Origin of the sequence: Paenarthrobacter sp. YIM B13468, assembly GCF_042788025.1 — a bacterium.
In the GTDB taxonomy this organism is placed as follows: domain Bacteria; phylum Actinomycetota; class Actinomycetes; order Actinomycetales; family Micrococcaceae; genus Arthrobacter; species Arthrobacter aromaticivorans.
In genome coordinates this window covers 86,361-107,980 of sequence record NZ_JBHZPI010000017.1, presented here as the reverse complement: position 1 = coordinate 107,980, position 21,620 = coordinate 86,361, and the positions used below count along the sequence as shown (strand labels likewise).

The 21,620-nt window shown below is 61.3% G+C and carries 20 protein-coding genes; 6 read left to right on the top strand and 14 right to left on the bottom strand.

Annotation, left to right across the window (positions count from 1 at the left end):
* Positions 1-4 precede the first annotated feature (4 nt).
* Complete coding sequence (locus tag ACFX4T_RS16620; protein WP_377652701.1) at positions 5-1,135, top strand: FAD-dependent oxidoreductase; 1,131 nt, start codon at positions 5-7, stop codon at positions 1,133-1,135.
* A gap of 9 nt (positions 1,136-1,144) precedes the next feature.
* Here the strand turns inward: ACFX4T_RS16620 and ACFX4T_RS16615 are convergent, their stop codons facing one another.
* Entirely contained in the window at positions 1,145-1,588 is a 444-nt protein-coding gene (locus ACFX4T_RS16615; protein ID WP_216925685.1) for a nuclear transport factor 2 family protein, read from the bottom strand.
* A gap of 98 nt (positions 1,589-1,686) precedes the next feature.
* Between ACFX4T_RS16615 and ACFX4T_RS16610 the strand changes: the two genes are divergently transcribed.
* Positions 1,687-2,364 (top strand): peptide deformylase, encoded by a 678-nt coding sequence (locus ACFX4T_RS16610; protein WP_377652699.1) that lies wholly within the window; start codon positions 1,687-1,689, stop codon positions 2,362-2,364.
* 17 nt (positions 2,365-2,381) lie between these two features.
* On the opposite strand, the gene ACFX4T_RS16605 is transcribed toward ACFX4T_RS16610, so the two are convergent.
* Complete coding sequence (locus ACFX4T_RS16605; RefSeq protein ID WP_377652697.1) at positions 2,382-4,397, bottom strand: S9 family peptidase; 2,016 nt, start codon at positions 4,395-4,397, stop codon at positions 2,382-2,384.
* Between the two features lie 69 nt (positions 4,398-4,466).
* Here ACFX4T_RS16605 and ACFX4T_RS16600 point away from each other — a divergent pair, with 69 nt between their 5' ends.
* The 4 genes from ACFX4T_RS16600 (at position 4,467) to ACFX4T_RS16585 (ending at position 7,561) form a co-directional block, all read left to right on the top strand.
* Complete coding sequence (locus tag ACFX4T_RS16600) at positions 4,467-5,321, top strand: methyltransferase domain-containing protein (protein WP_377652695.1); 855 nt, start codon at positions 4,467-4,469, stop codon at positions 5,319-5,321.
* 82 nt (positions 5,322-5,403) lie between these two features.
* Positions 5,404-5,865 carry an NfeD family protein gene (locus ACFX4T_RS16595; protein WP_216925837.1) on the top strand — a complete coding sequence of 154 codons (462 nt, stop codon included), beginning with the start codon at positions 5,404-5,406 and terminating at the stop codon, positions 5,863-5,865.
* Between the two features lie 96 nt (positions 5,866-5,961).
* Entirely contained in the window at positions 5,962-6,957 is a 996-nt protein-coding gene (locus tag ACFX4T_RS16590; protein ID WP_377652693.1) for an SPFH domain-containing protein, read from the top strand.
* A gap of 256 nt (positions 6,958-7,213) precedes the next feature.
* Entirely contained in the window at positions 7,214-7,561 is a 348-nt protein-coding gene (locus tag ACFX4T_RS16585) for an RNA polymerase-binding protein RbpA (protein WP_021470504.1), read from the top strand.
* 74 nt (positions 7,562-7,635) lie between these two features.
* On the opposite strand, the gene ACFX4T_RS16580 is transcribed toward ACFX4T_RS16585, so the two are convergent.
* The 12 genes from ACFX4T_RS16580 to prcB form a co-directional block, all read right to left on the bottom strand.
* Complete coding sequence (locus ACFX4T_RS16580) at positions 7,636-8,379, bottom strand: polyprenol monophosphomannose synthase (RefSeq protein ID WP_377652691.1); 744 nt, start codon at positions 8,377-8,379, stop codon at positions 7,636-7,638.
* A 419-nt stretch (positions 8,380-8,798) separates the two neighbouring features.
* Positions 8,799-10,460: an amidohydrolase gene (locus tag ACFX4T_RS16575; protein WP_377652689.1), complete on the bottom strand. Its 1,662-nt coding sequence runs from the start codon at positions 10,458-10,460 to the stop codon at positions 8,799-8,801.
* 95 nt (positions 10,461-10,555) lie between these two features.
* Positions 10,556-13,525 carry a DEAD/DEAH box helicase gene (locus ACFX4T_RS16570; protein WP_377652687.1) on the bottom strand — a complete coding sequence of 990 codons (2,970 nt, stop codon included), beginning with the start codon at positions 13,523-13,525 and terminating at the stop codon, positions 10,556-10,558.
* A 24-nt stretch (positions 13,526-13,549) separates the two neighbouring features.
* Entirely contained in the window at positions 13,550-14,386 is an 837-nt protein-coding gene (gene tatC / locus ACFX4T_RS16565) for a twin-arginine translocase subunit TatC (protein WP_223945933.1), read from the bottom strand.
* A gap of 6 nt (positions 14,387-14,392) precedes the next feature.
* Positions 14,393-14,662 carry a Sec-independent protein translocase subunit TatA gene (tatA, locus tag ACFX4T_RS16560; protein ID WP_223945935.1) on the bottom strand — a complete coding sequence of 90 codons (270 nt, stop codon included), beginning with the start codon at positions 14,660-14,662 and terminating at the stop codon, positions 14,393-14,395.
* A gap of 36 nt (positions 14,663-14,698) precedes the next feature.
* Positions 14,699-15,049 carry a hypothetical protein gene (locus ACFX4T_RS16555; RefSeq protein ID WP_216925695.1) on the bottom strand — a complete coding sequence of 117 codons (351 nt, stop codon included), beginning with the start codon at positions 15,047-15,049 and terminating at the stop codon, positions 14,699-14,701.
* A 9-nt stretch (positions 15,050-15,058) separates the two neighbouring features.
* Positions 15,059-17,101: a helix-turn-helix transcriptional regulator gene (locus ACFX4T_RS16550; RefSeq protein ID WP_377652684.1), complete on the bottom strand. Its 2,043-nt coding sequence runs from the start codon at positions 17,099-17,101 to the stop codon at positions 15,059-15,061.
* Between the two features lie 97 nt (positions 17,102-17,198).
* On the bottom strand, positions 17,199-17,594 hold the full coding sequence (locus ACFX4T_RS16545; protein ID WP_216925697.1) for an FKBP-type peptidyl-prolyl cis-trans isomerase: 396 nt from the start codon (positions 17,592-17,594) through the stop codon (positions 17,199-17,201).
* Between the two features lie 70 nt (positions 17,595-17,664).
* Positions 17,665-18,594, bottom strand: a complete 930-nt coding sequence (locus tag ACFX4T_RS16540; protein ID WP_377652682.1) for an FKBP-type peptidyl-prolyl cis-trans isomerase — start codon at positions 18,592-18,594, stop codon at positions 17,665-17,667.
* A gap of 129 nt (positions 18,595-18,723) precedes the next feature.
* Positions 18,724-20,088, bottom strand: coding sequence for a Pup--protein ligase (gene pafA / locus ACFX4T_RS16535; protein WP_216925699.1), 1,365 nt, complete (start codon positions 20,086-20,088; stop codon positions 18,724-18,726).
* Position 20,089: 1 nt separating this feature from the next.
* Positions 20,090-20,797, bottom strand: a complete 708-nt coding sequence (gene prcA / locus ACFX4T_RS16530; protein ID WP_223945939.1) for a proteasome subunit alpha — start codon at positions 20,795-20,797, stop codon at positions 20,090-20,092.
* 1 nt (position 20,798) lies between these two features.
* Positions 20,799-21,608, bottom strand: a complete 810-nt coding sequence (gene prcB, locus ACFX4T_RS16525) for a proteasome subunit beta (protein WP_216925701.1) — start codon at positions 21,606-21,608, stop codon at positions 20,799-20,801.
* Positions 21,609-21,620: the final 12 nt, after the last annotated feature.

Here is a 21,620-nt window from a genome sequence, read left to right as displayed (position 1 = left end):
GGACGTGCTTGACGTCATCATCGTGGGTGCCGGTCCGGTCGGTTTGTTCATGGGTGCCTTGTTGCTCAAACAAGGGCACCAGATCCGAATCCTGGAACGCCGTCTGAACAGGAGCCACCGTTCCAGGGCAATAGGGATTCACCCCCCGGCGCTCACTGAACTGGACCGGGCCGGTCTTTCCGCGCCGTTGTTGGCTTCCGGTGTGCGGATCGAGCGGGGCGTTGCGTACAGCAAAGGCAAAAAGATCGCCGAGCTGCCCTTTACAGGGGACCCGGACTTTCCCTTTATCCTCGCCGTGCCGCAACCAGTGACGGAACAGGCACTGGAGCAAGCGGTTCTGGCGTTGGACTCCGAGGCGATCATCCGCGGCGCAGACGTGCGCGATTTTGCCGACGACGGCGGCACTGTCAGCGTCCGGGCGGCCTCACCTTCCGGAGAACACACCTTCACCAGCCGCCTTTTGGTGGCAGCTGACGGAGCGCACTCGCTGATACGACGACGTCTTCTCCCTGGCGTTCCGGCACGTAGCTATCCGGATAGTTATCTGATGGGAGATTTCATTGATGGGACAGGCCACGGAGACAACGCGGTCCTGTATCTGGAGCCCGAGGGGATCGTAGAGTCCTTCCCCTTGCCTGGGGAAGTTCGCCGGTGGGTGGTGCGGCTTGGAGTCTCGGCCGATGGAGCGACGGCGGCAGACCTGGCTGCCTTGGTCCAAGCCCGGACCGGCGCCGTGCTGGATCCGGAAAGCAACAGCATGCTGAGCGCATTTGACGTCCAGTCCAGGCTTGCGGGCCGTATGATCCATGGCAGAACTGTGTTGTTGGGCGATGCCGCCCATGAGATCAGTCCCATTGGTGGCCAGGGAATGAACCTTGGATGGCTTGATGCTGCTGCCTTGGCACCTCTCATTGATGCCTCCCTCAGGGGACACGCTGTCGGTCGCCAGCTTCAGTTGTTCGAGAAGGACCGACGCCGGGCAGCCGCCCGCGCATCCTTGCAGGCCGGTTTGAACATGGCACTTGGAAGGCCCCTGCCTCCCCCAGTCATGGCAGCCAGGAACTCGGTTTTTACATATGCCTTGGAATTTCCCACTGTCTCAGCGTTGGTGGAGCGGCGATTCACGATGCGCTAGGGTGCGTGTTCATTCAGGACGTTCCTTGTTATTAAGAAAGTTCCCTTGTTCAGGGAGTGTGTAGTAGCAGTCGTAGGTGTCCTGGCTGACAATTAAACCGTCCCGCAGCTCAAATACAGCAGTGCTCCGCGCACGTACGGTTTCGCCGGCGTCCCAATGCGGGAGGTCCAGGAGCAACGTGGCTGACCAGTTCATCTCCACGACTACCCGGTTGCCTTCGCAAGTAGTGCGGGCTACCTCAAATCTCTGGTTCGCCACAATGTTCTTACTGTGATCCGCGCCAGTGAGGGTCTCCTGAAGGGTCCTGACGGACCCGGTCTTGGACAGGGCGTGCGGCCATTCCGTAAGTGTGAAGTCGTGGGCCAGATACGGGCTGATCTCAGCGGCTCCGCCACCGGACTCAACCGTCCTGATAAACCCGAGTACATGGTCCAGGGGGTTGCTTTCGCTCATCCGACGAGCCTAGCTGAACGCGGAGGCCAAAGCCCGGCAAGGGCGAACCCGGAGCAGGGAACGGGCGCGAAGAGGAGCCTTCGCGTTAGGCTCAAGTCATGACGCAGCAACCTCACTCCGAGGCGCCCAGCCCCGCCACCGACTTCAATCCCCTCCAGATCAGGGACGCAGTCCGGCGGCTACTTGAAACAGAGGAACTTCCGCCGATCGTTCAAGCCGGGCACCCCGTCCTCCGGCAACAGGCGGCGCCATATGACGGCCAGCTTGATGGCGCTGAATTGGAGGCGCTCATAGAGCGGATGCGTGAAGTCATGCATGCGGCGCCGGGGGTTGGACTGGCGGCTCCTCAGTTGGGCATTCCGTTGCAGTTGGCAGTCCTTGAAGACAAGTACGAGGTGGATCCGGAGTCGGCAACGGTCCGGCACAGGGAGCCGCTGGAGTTCATGGCTGTCCTCAACCCGCAATATCGTCCTCTGGGAAGCGAGGCAGCGTCCTTCTATGAGGGATGCCTGTCCGTCAGCGGCTATCAAGCGGTGGTCACCAGATACCGAAACGTGGAACTGAGTTACCTCACGCCAGAGGGACGTCCGGTGGAGGAATGGTTCTCAGGGTGGCAGGCACGCATAGTGCAGCACGAAACGGACCACGTGCAGGGAATTCTTTACGTGGACAAGGCAGAACTGCGATCGCTGTCCAGCAACGCGGAACACTCCCTACGGTGGTCCAATCCGGACATTGAGGACGCGCGCCGGACCCTCGGTTTCCTGCACGGCTAGCTGGTCCGTAGCGGGCTTCAGCCCGTCACGCGGTTTGATGCGGTCGGCAGATACCTGGCCCACCAGGCAAGGATGTGCTCGAACCGCTGCTTGCGGTGATGCGGTGTCCCGGAACGCGACAATTCGTGGTCTTCGCCCGGGAAGACGAGTAACGACGTCTCAATTCCCCTCTCCTTGAGGAGCGCGTAGTACCGCTGCCCTTGTTCGAGGGGACACCGAAGATCGTTTTCGCTGTGGATCACCAGGGTCGGTGTCACGACGGAGTCGGCTACGGCCAAGGGGCTCTGTGCCACAAGCTGACCGGGTGTGGCGCCAGCGTACTCGCCGCCAAAAAACCAGCCGATGTCAGAAGTGCCGGCAAAGCTGACAGGGTCCAGGAATCCGCGTTCGACAATTGCCCCTTTGAAACGGTGATCGTGTGCGATGGTCCATGCCGTGAGGTAACCGCCATAGGATCCGCCCATGATGCCCACGCTATCGGCGTCCAAGATTGCATGGGCGGACAAGGCAGCATCCAGGAAGGCGAGTACGTCCTGCATGTCCGCTGTCCCCATTCGCTCCTTGATAACCCGTCCATGGGATTGTCCGTAGCCTGAGGAGCCCCGCGGATTGCACATCACTACCGCGTATCCTGCAGCTGCATAGACTTGCGCTTCGTCAAAGAAGGCTCCCGTGTATTGGGAAAACGGACCTCCATGGATACTCAGCAGGACAGGGTGTGGTCCGGATCCGTCGGGCAGCACCAACCAACCGTTCACGGGGTATCCGTCGTCGGCGATTGCCTGGAAATCCAGCGGCTCACTGACCCTTGAGCTATTCCGTAGTTCCGCAGAGAAGTCTGTCAGCAGGCGCAGTTCACCACGCTCCAGGGAGCCGACGTCGCCAGCGGTGGACGCATCCAGGAAGCTCACGGCAATTTCACCATTGGCAGCAACTGTGGCTCCGGTGACCACGCGGGCGCCATGCACCAGTGGCGTAAGGCTTCCCGCCGCCGTGACATCGAGGAGCTCCACGCTGCCCAATGCTGTGTTCAGGATCAGGACGCTGTCCGGTCCGCTCGGTTCCAGCGGACCTGAGATGTCCATATGCTCGACGTCGGTGAGGGCAGCGGCATCTCCCCCGGCGACGGGCATTGAATAGAGGACGCTGTTGCGCGCGACAAAATCCCGTCCGGTATCGCCTAGGTCTTGTGCGGTGAAGAAGAGCGAGCGGCCATCGGTGGACGCCCGCACGGCCGTGACGGTCTGCAGTTTTGGGTTGTGGGGTTTGATGAGCTCTGGTTCGCCGCCCGATTCGTCAATCCGGTACACGGACGTTACGAGGTCGTCATCATGCCCGTCGTGTAGGGCAGCTATGAAGTAAACGAACCTGCCGTCGGCGGAGAAACACGGCGCCTCATGGTCTGATTCGCCAAACGTCATCTGCCTGGCATCGGGAACCCCGGTTACCTTGGCACCCGGCCGTTCGTGGGCGGCTCTGCCGCGGGGAATGACCACAGGCTCGCCACCTAATTCCGGCACGTCAACCACAAACAGTTGCTGGCGCTGGTCCAGGACGTACCCCACGCCGTTCATCCGGTACTGGTTCACGGCGATAAGCCGGGCGTCTTCGCTGCCGGAAGTAACGCCGTCGACCGTTCCATAGCGGCCCGGTTCCGCAACACGGCTGGTGAAGACCACCCGATGGGAATCCGGAGCCCACGCAAACCCGTTGACCCCGCCGTGCTGATCCGTTACCTGCTGCGGTTCGCCCCCTGCCGACTCCACAACAAACAGTTGCGCTTTTCCCTCTGCATCACTGCGCAGGAAGGCCAAAACCAGGCCGTCAGGCGAGAAAGCCGGGGAAGTGTCCCTGAACCCGCGGGTGATGCGTCGTGGGCGCTTGTTGGTGTCCAGCGGTACGTTCCACAATTGACCAACGTAAGCATCGGCGTCGAAATCAGGCCTGACCACGGATACCACCGCTTTAGTACCGTCCGGATGGATGGCAGGGGCGGAGACGGAGTTCAACAAAGGCAGCTGCTCGGGTTTCACCTTGGTGAGCCTAGCCCCGCCGTCCTGGCGCAGGCACCAGACACTCCGGCCCACCGTAGGATTGAATCCATGTTGTCCGATGCCGTTGCCGCCCTCCGTTGTCCCGTTTGCGAAGGGCGGTTTCAGCTTGTCGAGGATCCGCAGCGGAGGCTCGTTTGCGGCTCCGGGCATGTATTCGACGCCGCGAAGCAAGGTTACTTCAACCTGCTGACAGGTAAGGGCACAGTCTTCGAAGCTGATTCGGCGGAGATGGTGGGAGCCCGGCATCGATTCCTGGACAGCGGACATTACGCTGCTTTGGCCCAGCGAGTCGCCGGCCTGGCAGCCGCATCGCTGCAGCGACCCGGGGCCGTGGTTCTCGACGCCGGCACGGGCACCGGGCACTACCTCCGCCGTGTCCTGGAAAGCACTCCGGCTTCTGCTATAGGTCTGGACATCTCCAAATTCGCAGTCCGCCGCGCTGCACGACTCAACGGGGATGCTGCCAACCTCGTCTGGGACATTTGGCGTCCGTTGCCCGTCGCCGATAACTCGGTGGACGTGGTCCTGGTGGTGTTCGCTCCAAGGAATCCGCCGGAGTTCGCCCGGGTGCTGCGACCCGGTGGAAAGCTGATTGTGGTGACACCGCAGCAAGGACACTTGGCTGAGATCGCTGCCCGCACCGGAATGCTTAGCATTGAGGAAGGCAAAGCCGAGCGTTTGGCTGAATCCCTGGGCGGCTATTTCCACGCGGATTCAACGTACAACCTGGACGTGCCGCTCACCCTCACGGGCCCCGAGCTGGCCGACATCGCCTATATGGGGCCGGCCGGTCACCACATCAAGCCCGAAGAACTCGCACTTCTGGCCGGTGAGGATAGTGCCGTAGCAACCACGGCGAAGTTCCGTATCAGCCTCTTCACAGTGGGTGCTTCGGCTTCCTGACGAGGAACTCGGCGTCGGGCTAGGATGGAGGAACAGCGACTGTGATCCCGTCTTCGACGGGGTCCGGGACCAAGGGGGAATGATGTTTGAATGGCTCGGCGAGAATTGGTGGGCTCTCTGGCTCACGGTCTTCCTCGCGTTCGCGGTGGTGGAGATGCTCACACTCGACCTCTTCTTCATCATGCTCGGCGGCGGCGCGCTGGCAGGGCTCATTGCCGACTTCGCCGGGGCGGATTTCTGGCTCCAGATCGTCATCTTCAGCGTGGTCTCCCTCTTGATGATCGCTTTCGTGCGGCCGGTCGCCTTGAAACACCTGCATAAGGGACCAGCAGAACAGCGGACGAACATCGACCGGCTTATCGGACAGCCCGCCCTCGTCATAGAAGCCGTCACGGGCACCAGCGGCCTGGTAAAGATCGGCGGCGACGTCTGGAGCGCGCGCAGCACCGCCGGAGTCCTCGACGCCGGCGCCACGGTTCAGGTCACCAGGATTGACGGCGCGACGGCGGTAGTAGCCTCGCCTGCCGAAAACAGCCCGCGCTGATTCGCACCGAAAAACCAGAATTCTGCGGATATCGGGCTGGCAACCTGCCCGCAAAAGGCCAAAGCAAGCCACGCAATTGGGGAATCAAGGAGACGCATGGACGGTTTAGGAGGAACAGCGGCAGCAGTTGTGCTGATTGTTCTCGTCATTTTTGTCATCATCGTGTTGGTCCGCTCGGTAAGGATCATCCCGCAGGCACGTGCCGGCGTCGTTGAACGCCTCGGCAAGTACCAGCGCACGCTCAACCCGGGCCTTACCATCCTGATTCCGTTCGTCGACAGGCTCCTGCCGTTGCTCGACCTCCGCGAGCAGGTGGTGTCCTTCCCGCCGCAGCCAGTCATCACCGAGGACAACCTCGTGGTTTCGATCGACACCGTGGTCTACTTCCAGGTAACGGACCCCCGCGCAGCTACCTACGAGATCGCCAACTACATCCAGGCGGTAGAGCAGCTGACCACCACCACGCTTCGTAACGTGGTGGGTGGCCTCAACCTCGAAGAGGCACTAACCTCCCGTGACCAGATCAATGGCCAGCTACGTGGAGTGTTGGACGAGGCCACAGGCCGCTGGGGCATCCGCGTTTCGCGTGTGGAACTGAAGGCTATTGATCCGCCCCACTCCATCCAGGACTCGATGGAAAAGCAGATGCGTGCAGAGCGCGACCGTCGAGCAGCGATCCTGACTGCTGAGGGAACCAAGCAGTCGCAAATCCTTACAGCAGAAGGCCAGCGCCAAGCGGCCATCCTCGCAGCTGAAGGTGATGCGAAGGCCGCCATCCTTCGGGCCGACGGCGAAGCCCAGGCCATTCAGAAAGTCTTTGACGCGATCCACAAGGGCAACCCCGACCAGAAGCTTTTGGCTTACCAGTACCTGCAGACGCTACCCAAGCTCGCTGAGGGCAGTTCCAATAAGCTGTGGATCATCCCCAGCGAAGTTGGCGAGGCCTTGAAGGGCATTGGGAGTGCGCTCGGAGGCGCCAACGGCGACACCGATGCTGCTGGCTTCTTTGGCGGCAGCAACAAGGCTGCGGCCTCGGAGCCGGCAGCCCCGGTGGACTCCACCGCGGCAGCACACTCAAGGCCCATAGAGTAATTCTGTTGTGAGGCAGTTGAGCGGTCAGCCAAATGGCTGGCCGCTCATCGCGTTTTGCACTGCTTTTGGGTACTGACCATCGATCCGCGTATAATGGGATATTTGTCCGGCTGGTTCAGTGTGGATGGAACATTAAAGCTTGGCCAGGCGTTGCAATTAGTGATGCAAGGTGTGCAGAAGTAGTCCGTAGGGACCGTGAACACGGCTTACGGCTAGCGCGGAGTTCAGGCTCCGCGAACAGACAGAGGGAGTAATCATGAGCGATCGCAGCCTGCGGGGTATGCGTCTTGGCGCCCAAAGCATGGAAACCGAGTCCGGCGTTGAACCGGCACCGCGCCAGCGGGTTGAATACCGCTGCGAGGACGGCGAGCAGGTCTTCGTCACCTTCTCTGCTGAAGCCGAGATCCCCCCTGTTTGGGTTTCCAAGACTGGCAAGGAAGCCTTGCTCGTAGACGGCGAGCGTCCCGTGGATGCCAACGAGAAGGCCGTCCGTACCCACTGGGACATGCTCCTGGAACGCCGCAGCCTTCCGGAGCTGGAGCAGATCCTTGAGGATCGTTTGAACATCCTGCGTGAGCGCCGCGGAGAGCGCCGCTCAGCTTAGTCTTCAAACTCAAGCAAAAAGGCCGGACCGGCTCCTTTGGGAACCGGTCCGGCCTTTTGTTGTGGAAGCTATCTTTACTTTGCGAGGGCAGGCTGTTTTCCGGTGAGCTTGGCCCACCGTGCTGCCAGGCCCCATTTGGTGACGTTGATCATGGCTTCCAGCACAATGTTGCCGCTCATCTTCGATGCACCAAGTTCCCGCTCAACAAAGGTGATGGGACGCTCCTCGATACGCAGGCCGAGCTTGGCCACGCGCCAGGCGAGATCAACCTGGAAGCCGTAACCCACTGAATCCACTTCATCCAACTTGAGGGCTTCAAGTGTGCTGCGGCGGAAAGCACGGTAGCCGCCCGTGACGTCCTTGATTTTCAGGCCAAGCATGATGCGGGCATAGGTGCTGCCGATGCGGGAGATTGCCTGGCGGTAGAGAGGCCAGTTCACAACACTGCCTCCCGGTACCCAGCGCGAGCCCATGGCAAGGTCGGCGCCCTCTCTGACCGCTTCAAGGAGGAGGGGAAGCTGCTCGGGCTTGTGGGAGCCATCGGCGTCCATCTCCACCAGAACGTCATACCCGGCGGCGAGGCCCCACTTGAAGCCGGCGATATACGCCGCGCCAAGGCCTTCCTTGCCCTTGCGGTGCAGTACGTGCACTTGCTTGTCCTCGGCGGCTATGCCGTCAGCAAGTTGTCCCGTGCCGTCCGGGCTGTTGTCATCAACCACCAGGACGTCCGACTCAGGCACTGCGGTCCGCAGCCGACCCAATGTCTTGGGGAGCGATTCCAGCTCGTTGTAGGTAGGGATGATCGTCAGGACACGCAAGAAGAGGCCTTTCCTTGATGGAGCGGTCAGTGTGCCGGGCCAGCCTTAAGGCTGGCGTTCTGGCGCAACTCTCCATTATAGGACGATCCTGTGCACTCCTATGGGCAGCTGTGTCCCCGGCCACACGGACTTAAAGCGCTGCGGGCAGGTCCATAGACCCAGGACCAGTGTTGTCCGGACAGGTAATTTGTCGGACGAACTGTTTTCTGGGGCCCTATGGGCCTGCCCACTCGCGTACCGCCACCAGACTACGTCCTGGCCACGACCAGATAGTTACTCCCAGGGGAACCCCAAGCCTTAACGATCTGTTGAGCCTCAATGTTACGGACTTTACAAAAGCTGTCAACCAGGCGTTGACCTGCGCGTTCGTGCATCGTCCCAGTTCAGGCGGCGCATTCGAAGGCAAGGAAATAGTGCCCTCAGACGCGGAGGGATTCGTGCGCGAAGAGCTCCTGGCCTTCCCTCACGGTCTGCAGGCACGCAGGATCAGTGCCGGTATCCAGGGCAGGGAGCAAGGGGGTCCGGGCACGGGGATCGGTGCTCCAGGATTGCACGCGGCTATCGGCCACCTGCACCATGAGTTCCTCAATTTCCCATACTGCGAAGCTGGCTGGCGCACCCGGGACGAGTTGGCCCATGAGAGGGTTCCTGTGCTTGGTGGCCCGCCAGCCCGCCCTGGTGTGGCCAAGGAAAGCCGCGCGGGCTGAAATGCGCTGGTCCGGGTTGCTGTGTTCCAGGCAGGCCCGGATGCTTGACCAGGGGCTGAGCGGTGTCACGGGGCTATCGCTGCCAAAGGTGATCGGAACTCCGCTGGCGTAGAACGCAGCAAACGTGTTCATGGCCTTGCTGCGGCCGCCTAGCCGTTGCTCGTAGAGTCCTCCGGGTCCTCCCCACACAGCATCGAAGGACGGTTGCATGGAGACCGTCACCGAGTATCTGGCCAACTTGTCCACTGCAGCCTGATCGGCAAGCTCAACATGTTCAAAGCGGTGACCTGCTGCGCGGATCCGCTGTTCCCCCACCTCGGCGGCCGCGGCGTCCAATGCCTCAAGCGCAACATCAAGGCCTGCATCACCAATGATGTGGAAACCTGCCTGGACGCCCAGAAGTGAGCATGCAGCAAGGTGCTTGGCGGCCTCATCTACTGAAAGATACAAATTGCCGCGTTGGCCCGGCGCATCGGAATAGTCTTGCCTCAAGGCAGCTGTTCGCGACCCGATGGAACCGTCGATGTTCAGGTCCCCCGCCAAGCCCAGGACCTCGGGGCCCACGCTCTCCAGGATCCTGCGGGCGTGATCTTCCGACGACGCCAGCTCGCCCCAATACGGCAGCACCTGCGGTTTGCCGGTTTGCCTGTTCCAGGACATGGCCATCTGAAGGTCTTCCGGCCCACAAATGTGTGGGGCGGACATTTCAGCCAAGGCAACGTAGCCACTGGAAGCCGCATAATGCAGGGCCTGTTCCTGATACGCACTCCGTTCGGCGTCACTGAAGCGCCGCGCCGCGAGGCGGGCGGCGGTGTGGGCTGTCCTGACTACGCGCCCACTATCCCCCGTGAAGCCGTCCATCCCGGCAAGGCCTGCCGACGCCGCAAGGGAGGATGAAACGAGGGCGGAGTGTACGTCAACACGGGAAAGGTAGACCCGCCTCCCGCCCGAGGCCTGTTCCAGCTGTTCAAGCGTTGGAAGGGTGGGATCCTGCCAGGTTGTTTCATCCCAGCCATGACCAATCACAGTTCCAGTACCACCAGCGGCAGCAACGGCGTCCAGCAGTTCCCGGGCAGAGCGCACGCCCGTCAAGGACAGTCCAGCCAAAGCGAGGCCCGTCTCCGTCAAGTGCGCATGGGAGTCAACAAAGCCCGGCGCCACGAGGGCTCCCCGAAGATCAATGACGTCCATGGTGGAATCCGCGATGGACGTCGCCGCTTGCTCGGAGCCCACCCACGCGACCGTGTCACCGTCCACCACCATGGCGGTAGCGAACGGATCGGCAGCGGTATAGATGGAACCGTTCCGGTAAAGGGTGACCTTACGGACGTTTTCGTTGGGGCGGTCGCCGGCGGACAGGCCTGGCTGGTTCATGCGGTGTGCTCCTTGAGCGTTTGAAGAAGGTCTGGGGGTCTCTAAAACGGTTCCGGGTCAGGCGCAACTGTGGAGGGTCAGGCGGCTGTGGAGGTTCAGGCGACCGTGGAGTAAGCCACGACACCCCGGCGGACCAGATCGATGGATTCTCGGCAGATCCGCGTCAAGCGGGGATCCAGTTGTGGAATTTTGGCGAGTTGGTCCAGGAGGTCAACCACTTGCTTTGCCCAACGGACGAAGTCGCCTGCAGCTAGGTCAGTGCCGCTGAGCACGTCCTGGAGATGGCGGCCCTTGGCCCACTTATACATGGGCCACATGAGGCCCAGCTCCGGTTCGCCGGTCAGCGGAAGTCTGTTCTGTTCCTCGGTGTCCTCAAGTTGCGACCATTCCCGGACGACGATGTCCACCGCCGTTTCCAGTGCAACCGAAGGCATCCTCGGGCGAAGGCCCCGGTCTTCGCGCTTTGCCTGGTACACCAGGGTGCTGGCCAACGAGGCCAGCTCGGCAGCATCGAGATCGTTGATGGCACCACGCCTGATGGACTGTGAAATGAGCAGGTCCTTCTCACCGTAAATGCGCCGCAGCCGCTGCCCGTCCGTGCTGATGGTGACCGTTCCGGCGTCGTTGGTTTCGAGGTAACCGTAGGCGGACAGGACGTCGCATACGCGGTCGAACGTCTTGGCAATCGTGTTGGTCCTGCTTTGGATCTGGCGGATCAGGCCGTCTGTCTCCTTGCGGAGTTTCCACCAACGCTCCCCCCAGCGTGCGTGGTCTTCGCGTTCACTGCATCCATGGCAGGGATGCGCCCTGAGCGCCCTGCGCAGTTCAGTGATCTTCTGTTCCTGGTCCGGGAGCCGGGACCCCAAGCCAAAGTCTTCATGCCTGCTGTTGCGGCGCGACTTGGGCGCGTCGTCGCTAACTGCATGGCGCATGGAGGAGGCGAGGTCACGCCGCGATTTGGGGACCTTGGCATTGAAGGATTTCGGGATCCTGATCCGCGTCACAGGAGAGACCGGGGCATCGACGTCGTGGACGCCGATCCGGCGCAGTTGATTGTCCGAGGTGAGGACCGAAGGCCTGGGCTCGCGGGCGTTGGCATCGGAATCAAGCACGACGGCGTACCCCGCCAGCCTGCCGCTGGAGACGCTGATGACGTCCCCTGGAATGAGCCGCGTCAGCGAGTCCGCGACCCTGGATTTCCGTGCGCGGTGGTAGTCCCGGGCGGCGAACTGCTCAGTATCACTAAGCTCCCGTCGGAGCCTGGCGTATTCCGTGAAGTCGCCCAGATGGCACTCCATGGATTTCGCGTATCCTGCCAACGACTCCTCGCGGCCACGGACTTGCCTCGCCAGCCCAACCACGGAGCGGTCCGCCTGGAACTGCGCGAAGGAGGACTCCAGGATTTCCCGTGCCCGGACCCGGCCAAATTGGGCTATCAAGTTGATGCTCATGTTGTACGTGGGCCTGAAGCTGGAATTCAGCGGGTAGGTTCGACGAGACGCCAAGCCAGCCACGGCAGCTGGATCCGTTCCCGGCTGCCACAGGACTACGGCATGGCCCTCGACGTCGATACCCCGGCGTCCAGCCCTACCGGTGAGCTGTGTGTACTCCCCCGCCGTGATGTTGACGTGGGCTTCGCCGTTGAACTTCTCAAGTTTTTCCAGCACCACGCAGCGCGCGGGCATGTTGACCCCGAGCGCCAGCGTTTCGGTGGCAAAAACTGCCTTGACCAGGCCATCCGCAAAAAGCTTCTCCACTACCTCCTTGAAGGTGGGAAGCATGCCCGCGTGGTGAGCAGCGAAGCCCCGGATGAGGCCGTCACGCCAGCCCCAGAATCCCAAGACATCGAGATCATCGGCAGGGATTTCGTGGCTAGCTTCATCCACCCGCTGCGCAATGATCTGCTGTTCACGCTCTGTAGTGAGCCACAGTCCCGATGCCGCGCACTGGGCCACTGCAGCATCACAACCGGCCCGGGAAAAAATGAACGTAATAGCAGGCAGCAGGCCCTGACGGTTAAGGCTTTCAATAACCTGGGGGCGGCTTGCCTTCCGGACTGGGCTGCGCTGTTCAGTGGACTGCCGCTCATCCCTATAGCGGTCCTGCCGTCGGCGGCTTCGGCCACCGTGGCCGAAGCGGCCGTTGAAGTTCATCCGGCTCTCGGAGCGGGCCATTGCGAGCAGATCGGGGTTCACTTCGAACTCCGGGCCGGTCACTGCCTGCCGGGCAGGAGATGCCACAGAACTCTTAACTGCGATCTTCCGGGATTCTGCTGGCAGAGTGGCCTCATCCACGGCGTCGTCAGTGTCGCTGAGATCCGGAACTTCTGTGTCCGGTATCTGGGGAGCGATTTCGTCGAAAGTGGTGTCACCGGCAAAGAGGTCCACGATTTCACGGCCCACCATGACGTGCTGCCACAGTGGCACGGGCCGGTGCTCGGACACGATGACGTCAGTATCACCGCGAACTGTATCCAGCCAGGCGCCGAACTCTTCGGCATTGGAGACAGTGGCGCTCAGCGAAGCAACCTGCACTTCACTGGGCAAGTGAATGATGACTTCCTCCCAGACGGCTCCGCGGAAGCGGTCTGCGAGGTAGTGGACCTCGTCCATCACGACGAAGCCGAGATCGCCGAGTGTCTCGGAGTCGGCGTAAAGCATATTACGGAGGACTTCGGTGGTCATCACCACAACGGGCGCCTCACCGTTGATGGTTGTATCGCCCGTCAGCAGGCCAACGTTGGCCGAGCCATACTTGGCGGCGAGCTCGGAGAATTTCTGGTTGCTCAGGGCCTTGATGGGTGTTGTGTAGAACGCTTTGAGCCCGCGTTCCAAAGCCAGATAGATGGCAAATTCGCCAACGATCGTCTTTCCCGCACCTGTGGGAGCCGCGACGAGGACGCCGCGGCCCTCCTGCAATGATCTGCACGCCTCACGTTGGAAGTCATCCAATTCGAAGTCCAGCGTCCGGGCAAAGGCACCAAGATACGTCTTGGCCTCAGCTGCCCGGTGAGCGGCCGCCTGGTAGCGGTCTGATGGTGATGGAGACCCGGAAATGGAGGACATGCACCAAGCCTAATGGCCTGAGGTCTAGAGATTCTCCAGATCCGAGGCCGGGGTGGCAATATCTGCCGTGGCTTCGGTCTCAGCAGCACGCTTGATGGCACGGCGCTCTCGCCGGCGGTCGTTCCAGAGACAAACACCGATGGCAGCGAAGAACAGAAGCAGCATGGGCGCCGCCAAGTAGAACATACTCATGGCGTCGGCACCCGGGGCAGCCATGGCCGCAAACAGGCAGACCAGGAAGATCGTGATCCGCCAGCTTTTGACCAGTTGCTTGCCCTTGATGATTCCCGCCAGGTTCAGCCCAACCAGTACCACCGGCACCAGGAAGGCGATTCCAAAAGCCAGAAGAAGCCTGAGGACGAACGCAAGGTAGATTTCGGCACTAATGAAGTTTGAAGCGCCCGTAGGTGTGAAGTCCGTGAGGACACGCACGGCGTTGGGCAACACCAGCCATGCCAGCAGGACGCCGCCGATAAACAGCGGAACGGCAGCTGCTACAAACGATAGAGCCAACCTGCGCTCCTTCTTGTGCAGGCCCGGGACTATGAATGCCCACAGCTGGTAAATCCAGACAGGACTGGAAAGGATCACGCCAAGGAATACCGAGACCTGGACCATGAGGTCGAATGAGCTGGCTACGCCATCAAAGTTGAGGCTGGCAGCGCGGCCCTCTTTTTGATTGAGGTCCTTGATCGGCTTGATCAGAGCTTCCAAGAGGGGCTGATAGACGATGAAGCCCAGCACCGTCCCAAGAATAACGCCGATGGCAGCCTTGAAGAGCCGGTTCTTGAGCTCCTTAAGATGGTCAAGGAGCGCCATCCGGGCTTCGGGGTTGGCCTTGCGCCCCTTCGTCTCTACCACTTCTACTTAGACGCGGTTGGAGGGCGGAACGTCGGTCTCGCCGTTGTTCTTGGCCTTTACGTCCGGGTGGTCTACAACCCTGCCTTCGACGGCGTCAGAGGGGTCCTGGGTTTCCTTCTTTTCCGAGGAACCGTCCTTTTTCATTTCCCGGACTTCAGACTTGAAGATACGCATCGACTGGCCAATGCTGCGCGCCATGGACGGCAGCTTCGGTGCAGCGAAAAGCACCAGAGCCAGGACGATGATGATGATGAGATGCCAGCCTTCGAGCCTCATATGGGGAGGTCCTTTCCTTTTGGATACATCCTACGTCTATCTGAATTCAATGTCGTGCAGGGATTGGGGCTGACCCCGCTCTGCTTTGCGCTGAACGCGCTTCTGGCGACGAACTTCCTGGCGGAAGGCTTTGGCCGTCAGGTAATCATGACGCATCTGCTCCGGCGAGGCAAAAATTGCGGATCCCGGCTCGGGTCGGCGTTCCGGCGCCTCAACATCGGAGGTTTCTACGGCAGGAGGGACATGGCTGAAACGTTGACCAGCGTCCCCTAACTCGTGAACAGTGGCCATGAATTTCCTGAACAGCCGAAAACCCAAGGTCACATGAAGGAGCAACGACAGTGCTATGAGCGCGATCCACAGCAGGATCCAAAACCACCAAGGCATCTGAGTAGTCTAGCCAGCCATGTTGTCCGAGGAGGAAATGGCACCGTCGTATTGGTCAAGCGCCGCCGTGAGCCACGCCTGGACTTCCTGGCGCAGCTCCCCAGGGTCCAGCACCCGCACCGTCCCTCCATGTTGGGACACAAACATTGGTAACCACTCCGCATTTCCAAAGCGCACCTCAGCGAGCAGTCCGCCGTCGGGCAATTCCGCCGTGCGTTCGGCGTAGTAGTCATCAGCCAGGCCAGCGCCCTGCCGGGTCAACTCAAGCACCACCAGGACGTCGTCGTCACTGGGGGTGAAGAGCCTTGCCGGAAAGTCTGCATCAGCAGTTGCTGTTCCGGAGACTGGACGGCCATTGGGTTCCAGGGATTGCACGCGGTCCAGCCGGAAATTCCGGAGTCCTGACTTGCTATGGCAGTAGGCCTCGAAGTACCAGGTGTTGTCCAGGGAGTACAGCCGGAGGGGATCCACGTCGCGCTCTGTTACTTCATCCCTTTGGGGGGAAAGGTAGCTCAGGTGCAGTTGTTTGCCGTCCCTGATGGCGTGCGTAATGGTGGCGAACGCCTCCGATTGCTCGGGTGCCACGGACTGGCCTGCAACTGCACCAGCCAGGCGTCCGGCCTGTCCTGCTGCGCCCGTCAATTTGATGGTCACAGACTCCAAGGCGCTGCCCGGTTCGTCTTCGGGCAAACCTGCAAGCGCAGGTAGATCGCCGAGCATCGACAATCCAGTCAGCAGCGCGGCTGCTTCGTCCTCGCTGAAGCGAACCGGACGGTTCAGGTCCAAATGTTCCGTGATGTACACATGGTCGTTTTCCCATTGGATGTCCAGGAGATCATCCGGGTAGCCTTCGGGCAGCCCGGAACAGATCAGGATTTTTAGGTCGTCGATAAGTGCTTTGCGGCTGATGCCGAAGCGATCGGCTACCTCCTGTACGTGCAGGCCCTGATGGTGGACCAGGAAGGGCACTAATTGCAGCATGCGCGTGAGTTGGTCTTCGGAGGTGCGTTTCCTGGGTCGCTGCGCGCGCGCAGCTTCTGGAAATTCCACTTCGATGGCCGGAGACGCATTGAACTCCGCAGCGCTTTTGAGTCGGCGTACGACGGCGGCACGCAGCCCGGCGGGTTCAACTACTTTGACGTGGGGGCCATACGAGGCTAGTTCCTCGGCGAACTGCTCGGGATCCCGGAAGTCCACCACCAGCCTGTCCCGGCCGCCCAATTCCTTCTCAGCCGGTTCCTTCCCGGCACCGCTGGAACCAGCACGTTTGCGCAGGGCTAGAAGGCGTCCGGCGTCTACGTCCATGACAGCTTGCTGCAGGGGAAGTTCGTTCAGCGAATCCAACTCCGCCCGGGCATTGAACCCGGCTGGTGGCTCGAAGGAACTGCCCGGCATGACCGAGACGGCAGTGGTCATGCGTGACAACCTGAAAATCCTCTTGGCTGCCCTCCCCCGGTCAAATCCCACGAGGTACCACTGCCCAAACCGGCTCCCCAGGCCCCACGGCTCCACCTCGCGCACTTCCTCTCGGCCGGTGCTTCCGGCGAGGTACCCGAAGCGGACCGCATGCCGGGCGTGCATGGCTGCAACGACGTCGTCGAAGGCTTGTCCGGCTGGCTTAATCCTCGGCTGGACGCCGGCAGGCAGGTCGACGTCGGTAAATCCGCCTGCGGCCTGCAGTTTGCGGACGGCATTGACTGCGGCGTTGCCGAGAGCAGCGCGCTCCCACAACTGGGCCGCAAGGAGGAGAACGGTGGACTCGGCGGGCGTCAGGCTGACATCAGGCAGCCTGTTGGAGTCCTTGCCGATGCGGTAGCGGGTTGATGCGGGATCCTCGGCGCCGAAACTCCGGGGGTCTGTGAGGGTCTCGATCTCAAAGCCGAACTGTTTCAGATCCACTTTGTCGCGCTCGAACATCCGTCCGAACGCGACGTCGTTTTCGGCGGTGTCGTGATAGACCTTCTCCCGCAGGACAGAGCGCGGCAGGCCCACCCTGGTATTGAGCAGGGCAAGCAGGAGGTTCAGGAGTCGTTCAGTGCGGGATGCGGACACGCCTGCTACGTTACTAAAGTCCTGGGCGAAAGCAGCAAGGCGCGTCACCGGTCCGGCAAAGCCGGAAGGTAACGCGCCTTGGCAGGAAGCTTGCGCCTTAGCGGACAGCTACGAGGTCAACGACGAAAATCAACGCCTCGTTGGGCTTGATTGCTCCGCCGGCGCCACGGGATCCATACGCCAGTTCTGAAGGGATCTCCAGACGGCGACGGCCGCCAACCTTCATACCCAGCAGGCCCTGGTCCCAGCCCTGGATGACCTGGCCCACGCCAACACGGAAGTCCAGCGGAGCACCACGGCCCCAGGAAGCGTCGAACTCTTCGCCCGTTGACCAGGCGACGCCAACGTAGTGGGTGGAAACGGTGTCGCCGGCTTTGGCCTCAGCGCCGGACCCCTCGATGAGGTCCGTGATGACGAGTTCGGTGGGAACGTCGCCTTCGGGGAAGTCGATTTCGGGCTTGGTGCGGTCGAAGTCACGCTGACCAAATGACATGGTTGCTCCTTGGTGTGTGGGGTGAGTGGTGTCAGGATCAAGCTTAGCCAGTCCCGGATCAGGTGGCAGTCTACTTGACGCCGAGGATGTCAACGACGAATACGAGATCGCCCTTGGCTTCACCCTGTCCAGCCGCGCCGTAAGCAAGGTCCTGCGGGATTACCAGAAGGACGCGGGAGCCCACCGTCTTGCCTTCCAGGCCTTGGGTCCAGCCCTTGATGACACCGGAAAGCGCGAAGCTTGCTGTCTGCCCCCGGTCAAAGCTCGAATCGAACTTCTGGCCGCCTACAAGATTGACGCCTACGTAATTCACCGTGAGCGTGTCTGTGGCCTTAACAGCAGCGCCGGAGCCCTTGATCAGGTCCTGTGCGATAAGTTCCTTCGGAGCGGCTGCGCCGTCAACGGAGATCTGCGGGATGCCTTTGTCGTCTTCCTTCACGGTGGGGAGCCCAGCCGGAGGAGTGACGGTCTCACCTTCCGGCTTCGACAGGACCGGAGCTGCTTCCTTAGCTGAAAGCAGCTTGAAAACCACCAACTGCGTAGAGCCGGCTGCCGCGCCCGTAGCTGCCGAACCCGGCGCAGCGAACGCGATGTGGGAACCGATCTTGGCGCCAACAATGGCGTTGTAGATCAGCTCGTTGCCCTTCTTAAGCTCGTCATTCAGCTCAATGGGCTGGGGGCCATTCTTATAGACGTCTTCAACGGTCTTGCCGTCATTGCCATCCACCGCGATGTATGCGAGCTCGGCAACCTGGCCGGCCTTGATACGCTCGCCATTGCCTTCGCTGACTACCTTGATAGTGGGTTCAGCGACGGTGAGCGGCTTGGTGAAGTCCAGACCAGGGGCCTTGTCATCTCCGTTGTCCGTCACCTTCAAGGAATCGAGTTTGGAGACATCGCCGGATGACTGGCTGGTGGGCTCGGCGGCTGGCGTGCCCCCGCCTCCACACGCAGTGATGAGCAGCAGGGCAGGAAGAAGAATTGCTAGGAGTCGGCGCACAAAAAAGACACTTTCGTCGGGGCAAAGGACACTCGGAAAGGCGCATGGCAGATCCAAGGCAATGGCCTCTTGGAAAGAGGCCACAGTCCAGAATAGCCGGTGAAGCTGGGAGTCCGCTCAGAAACCCCTTTAGCCCATGGAGTCCAGGAGCGCATCAACGCGGTCGTCCACGCTGCGGAAGGGGTCCTTGCACAGGATCGTCTGATGTGCGCGGTCGTTGAGTTTCAAGTGCACCCAGTCCACCGTGTAGTCGCGTCCGAGTTCCTGCGCCCTCCGGACGAAGTCTCCCCGCAGCTTGGCCCTGGTTGTCTGGGGAGGAGTGTCCACGGCGTCCTTGATCTCGGTTTCGGGGACCAAACGCCGAGCTGCATCCCGTGATTGCAGCAGGAAGAAGAGGCCGCGCTGGCGCGAAATGTCGTGGTAGGTGAGATCCAGCTGGGCAATGCGTGGCGAGTCCAGGCTGAGGTCGTGCCGACGCATGTAACTGTCCATCAGCTTCTTCTTGATGGCCCAGTCCACCTCGGTGTCGATGGTGCTGGTATCGCCGCTTTCAATCGCGTCCAGAGTCCGCTCCCAGAGATCGAGAATAAGGGGGACGTGGGCATTGTGCGCGCCGTTCGCGGCGACGAACTCTGTCACCTTTGCCAGGTACTCCCGCTGGATATCGAGCGCCGAAAGCTGCCTGCCGTTTGCCAGGCGGACCAGGGCGCTGCCCGTGAGGTCATGCGAAATTTCCCGGATGCTCCGGATCGGGTTTTCCATCCGCATGTCCCGCATTATCACCCCTGCCTCGATCATGCGCAGGATGAGGTCCACCGTGCCCACTTTGAGGAGCGCGGAGGTTTCGGACATGTTGGAATCACCCACGATCACGTGGAGCCGACGGTAGAACTCGGCATCAGCATGTGGCTCGTCACGGGTGTTGATAATGGGACGTGACCTGGTGGTGGCAGAGGACACGCCCTCCCAGATATGGTCCGCCCGCTGTGAAAAGGCGAAAGTTGCACCATGGGGCGTCTTCAGGACTTTGCCCGCTCCCGCGATGAGCTGACGGGTCACCAGGAACGGGATGAGGATCTCGGCCAGCCTTGAGAACTCACCCCGGCGGGGTATGAGGTAATTTTCGTGGCTGCCGTAGGAGTTTCCGGCGGAGTCGGTGTTGTTCTTGAAGAGGTAAACCGTGCCGTTGAAACCCTCCGCGGCCAGGCGGGCCTGGGCCTCATCGACGAGGTCGTCCAGGATGAGCTCGCCGGCGCGGTCGTGGGCGATCAGTTGCGCGAGGTCGTCGCATTCTGCGGTGGCGTATTCCGGGTGCGAACCAACGTCCAGATACAGGCGTGAACCGTTGGTCAGGAAGACGTTGGAAGACCTGCCCCAGCTCACCACTTTGCGGAACAAATAGCGGGCCACTTCTTCGGGGGCCAAAGGACGTGAGTCGGGGCTGGAATAGGAAATCCCAAACTCCGTCTCGATGCCGAATATGCGTTTGTCCATCTCAAGCCTCCTCTGTGAGCAGCTGTGTCATGTCCTCGGGACCCAGACGCCGGAAAGCCCGGCGGGAACCCCGGTGACTCTCAGAAGCGCGGTCCAGAACGGCGGCTTCGACGGCGGTCGCCGGGAGGGCGTCGGCTTCCTTATCTGTCGCCAAAGCGCGCAAAGCCAATCTCATGGCCCCTGCAAAACCAAGCTCAGGCTCCCAGGCCCCGCTTACGACGTCGGAAATCTGATCGGCAAGTCCACCCATCACCACGAAGCCGTTCTCATCGGCAATCGAACCATCAAAGGTGAGCCGGTACAGGTGGTCCTGCTCCTGCGCCAGGCCGACTTCAGCCACCGCCAGTTCCACTTCGAACGGCTTTTGTTCGGCGGTGAACACGGCGCCGAGGCTCTGCGCGTAGACGCTTGCCAATCCCCGGGCGGTCACGTCTTCGCGGTCGTACGAGTAGCCGCGGACGTCCGCGTACCGTACCCCAGCCTGCCTGAGGCTTTCGAACTCGTTGTACTTGCCCACTGCCGCGAACGCGATTTTGTCGTAGATCTCGCCGATTTTGTGCAGCGAAGGTGACGGGTTCTCAGCAATCAGTGCGATGCCATCCGCGCAACTGATCACCACTACGGAACGTCCGCGCGCAATGCCCTTCCGTGCGAAGTCCGCACGGTCCTTCATCAGCTGTTCGGGCGAGACATAAAACTGCTGCGTCATGTCAGGCCTCCCGTCCGGCGATGGCACGGGATTCGACGATGGCACCGGCTATCGCCGCCAGGTCCCGTTCAGGTACCCGGCGATTACCGGCACGGTTGACCGTGTAAACCACTGGCCAGAGTTGGCGGACGGGGTCCGGGCCGCCCGTCGCGGAGTCGTCGTCCGCGGCGTCATAGAGGGCCTCCACCGCGACGGCCACGGCTTGTTCTTCCGTGAGATTGGGCTTCCAAAGCTTTTTCAGCGCTCCCCGCGCAAAAACAGAACCGGAACCCACGGAGTGGTGTTCCTGTTCTTCGTAGCGTCCACCCGTGACGTCGTAGGAGAAAAGCCGCCCGGTGGCTGACACGTGGTCGAAGCCGGCGAACAACGGAATCACCGCCATTCCCTGCATCGCCATGGGCAGGTTGCCCCGGATCATGGCGCCTAAACGGTTCGCCTTGCCAACCAGGCTGAGGAGGGTGCCCTCAATCTTTTCGTAGTGTTCAAGTTCCACCTGGAAGAGCCGGGTGATGTCGATGGCCAGGCCAGCTGTACCGGCAATACCCAGAACCGAATACTGGTCCGCGGGAAAGACCTTCTCAATGTGCCGGCTGGCGATCACGTTTCCCATGGTTGCCCGCCGGTCCCCCGCCATCAGCACGCCGCCGGCATACGTCAAGGCGACAATGGTGGTTGCGTGCGGCGAGGACGGTACGGTGCCGGCCGGCAACGTTTGGTTGAAAGGAAGGAGTTCGGGACGCGAGCGTTGAAGGTGCTCCGTGAATGAAGACGTTGCCTGGGTGGCCAGGGGGCCGGTTGATGGGTCCTGCATTGCTGCACTCCT

What these genes read in the sequence shown, in the direction of transcription:
- prcB (WP_216925701.1), bottom strand. Translation starts at nt 21,608, where the DNA reads ATGCAGGACCCATCAACCGGCCCCCTGGCCACCCAGGCAACGTCTTCA.
- pafA (WP_216925699.1), bottom strand. Translation starts at nt 20,088, where the DNA reads ATGGACAAACGCATATTCGGCATCGAGACGGAGTTTGGGATTTCCTAT.
- ACFX4T_RS16585 (WP_021470504.1), top strand. Translation starts at nt 7,214, where the DNA reads ATGAGCGATCGCAGCCTGCGGGGTATGCGTCTTGGCGCCCAAAGCATG.
- ACFX4T_RS16590 (WP_377652693.1), top strand. Translation starts at nt 5,962, where the DNA reads ATGGACGGTTTAGGAGGAACAGCGGCAGCAGTTGTGCTGATTGTTCTC.
- ACFX4T_RS16570 (WP_377652687.1), bottom strand. Translation starts at nt 13,525, where the DNA reads ATGTCCTCCATTTCCGGGTCTCCATCACCATCAGACCGCTACCAGGCG.
- ACFX4T_RS16555 (WP_216925695.1), bottom strand. Translation starts at nt 15,049, where the DNA reads ATGCCTTGGTGGTTTTGGATCCTGCTGTGGATCGCGCTCATAGCACTG.
- prcA (WP_223945939.1), bottom strand. Translation starts at nt 20,797, where the DNA reads ATGACGCAGCAGTTTTATGTCTCGCCCGAACAGCTGATGAAGGACCGT.
- ACFX4T_RS16575 (WP_377652689.1), bottom strand. Translation starts at nt 10,460, where the DNA reads ATGAACCAGCCAGGCCTGTCCGCCGGCGACCGCCCCAACGAAAACGTC.
- ACFX4T_RS16600 (WP_377652695.1), top strand. Translation starts at nt 4,467, where the DNA reads ATGTTGTCCGATGCCGTTGCCGCCCTCCGTTGTCCCGTTTGCGAAGGG.
- ACFX4T_RS16610 (WP_377652699.1), top strand. Translation starts at nt 1,687, where the DNA reads ATGACGCAGCAACCTCACTCCGAGGCGCCCAGCCCCGCCACCGACTTC.
- tatA (WP_223945935.1), bottom strand. Translation starts at nt 14,662, where the DNA reads ATGAGGCTCGAAGGCTGGCATCTCATCATCATCATCGTCCTGGCTCTG.
- ACFX4T_RS16545 (WP_216925697.1), bottom strand. Translation starts at nt 17,594, where the DNA reads ATGTCATTTGGTCAGCGTGACTTCGACCGCACCAAGCCCGAAATCGAC.
- ACFX4T_RS16615 (WP_216925685.1), bottom strand. Translation starts at nt 1,588, where the DNA reads ATGAGCGAAAGCAACCCCCTGGACCATGTACTCGGGTTTATCAGGACG.
- ACFX4T_RS16595 (WP_216925837.1), top strand. Translation starts at nt 5,404, where the DNA reads ATGTTTGAATGGCTCGGCGAGAATTGGTGGGCTCTCTGGCTCACGGTC.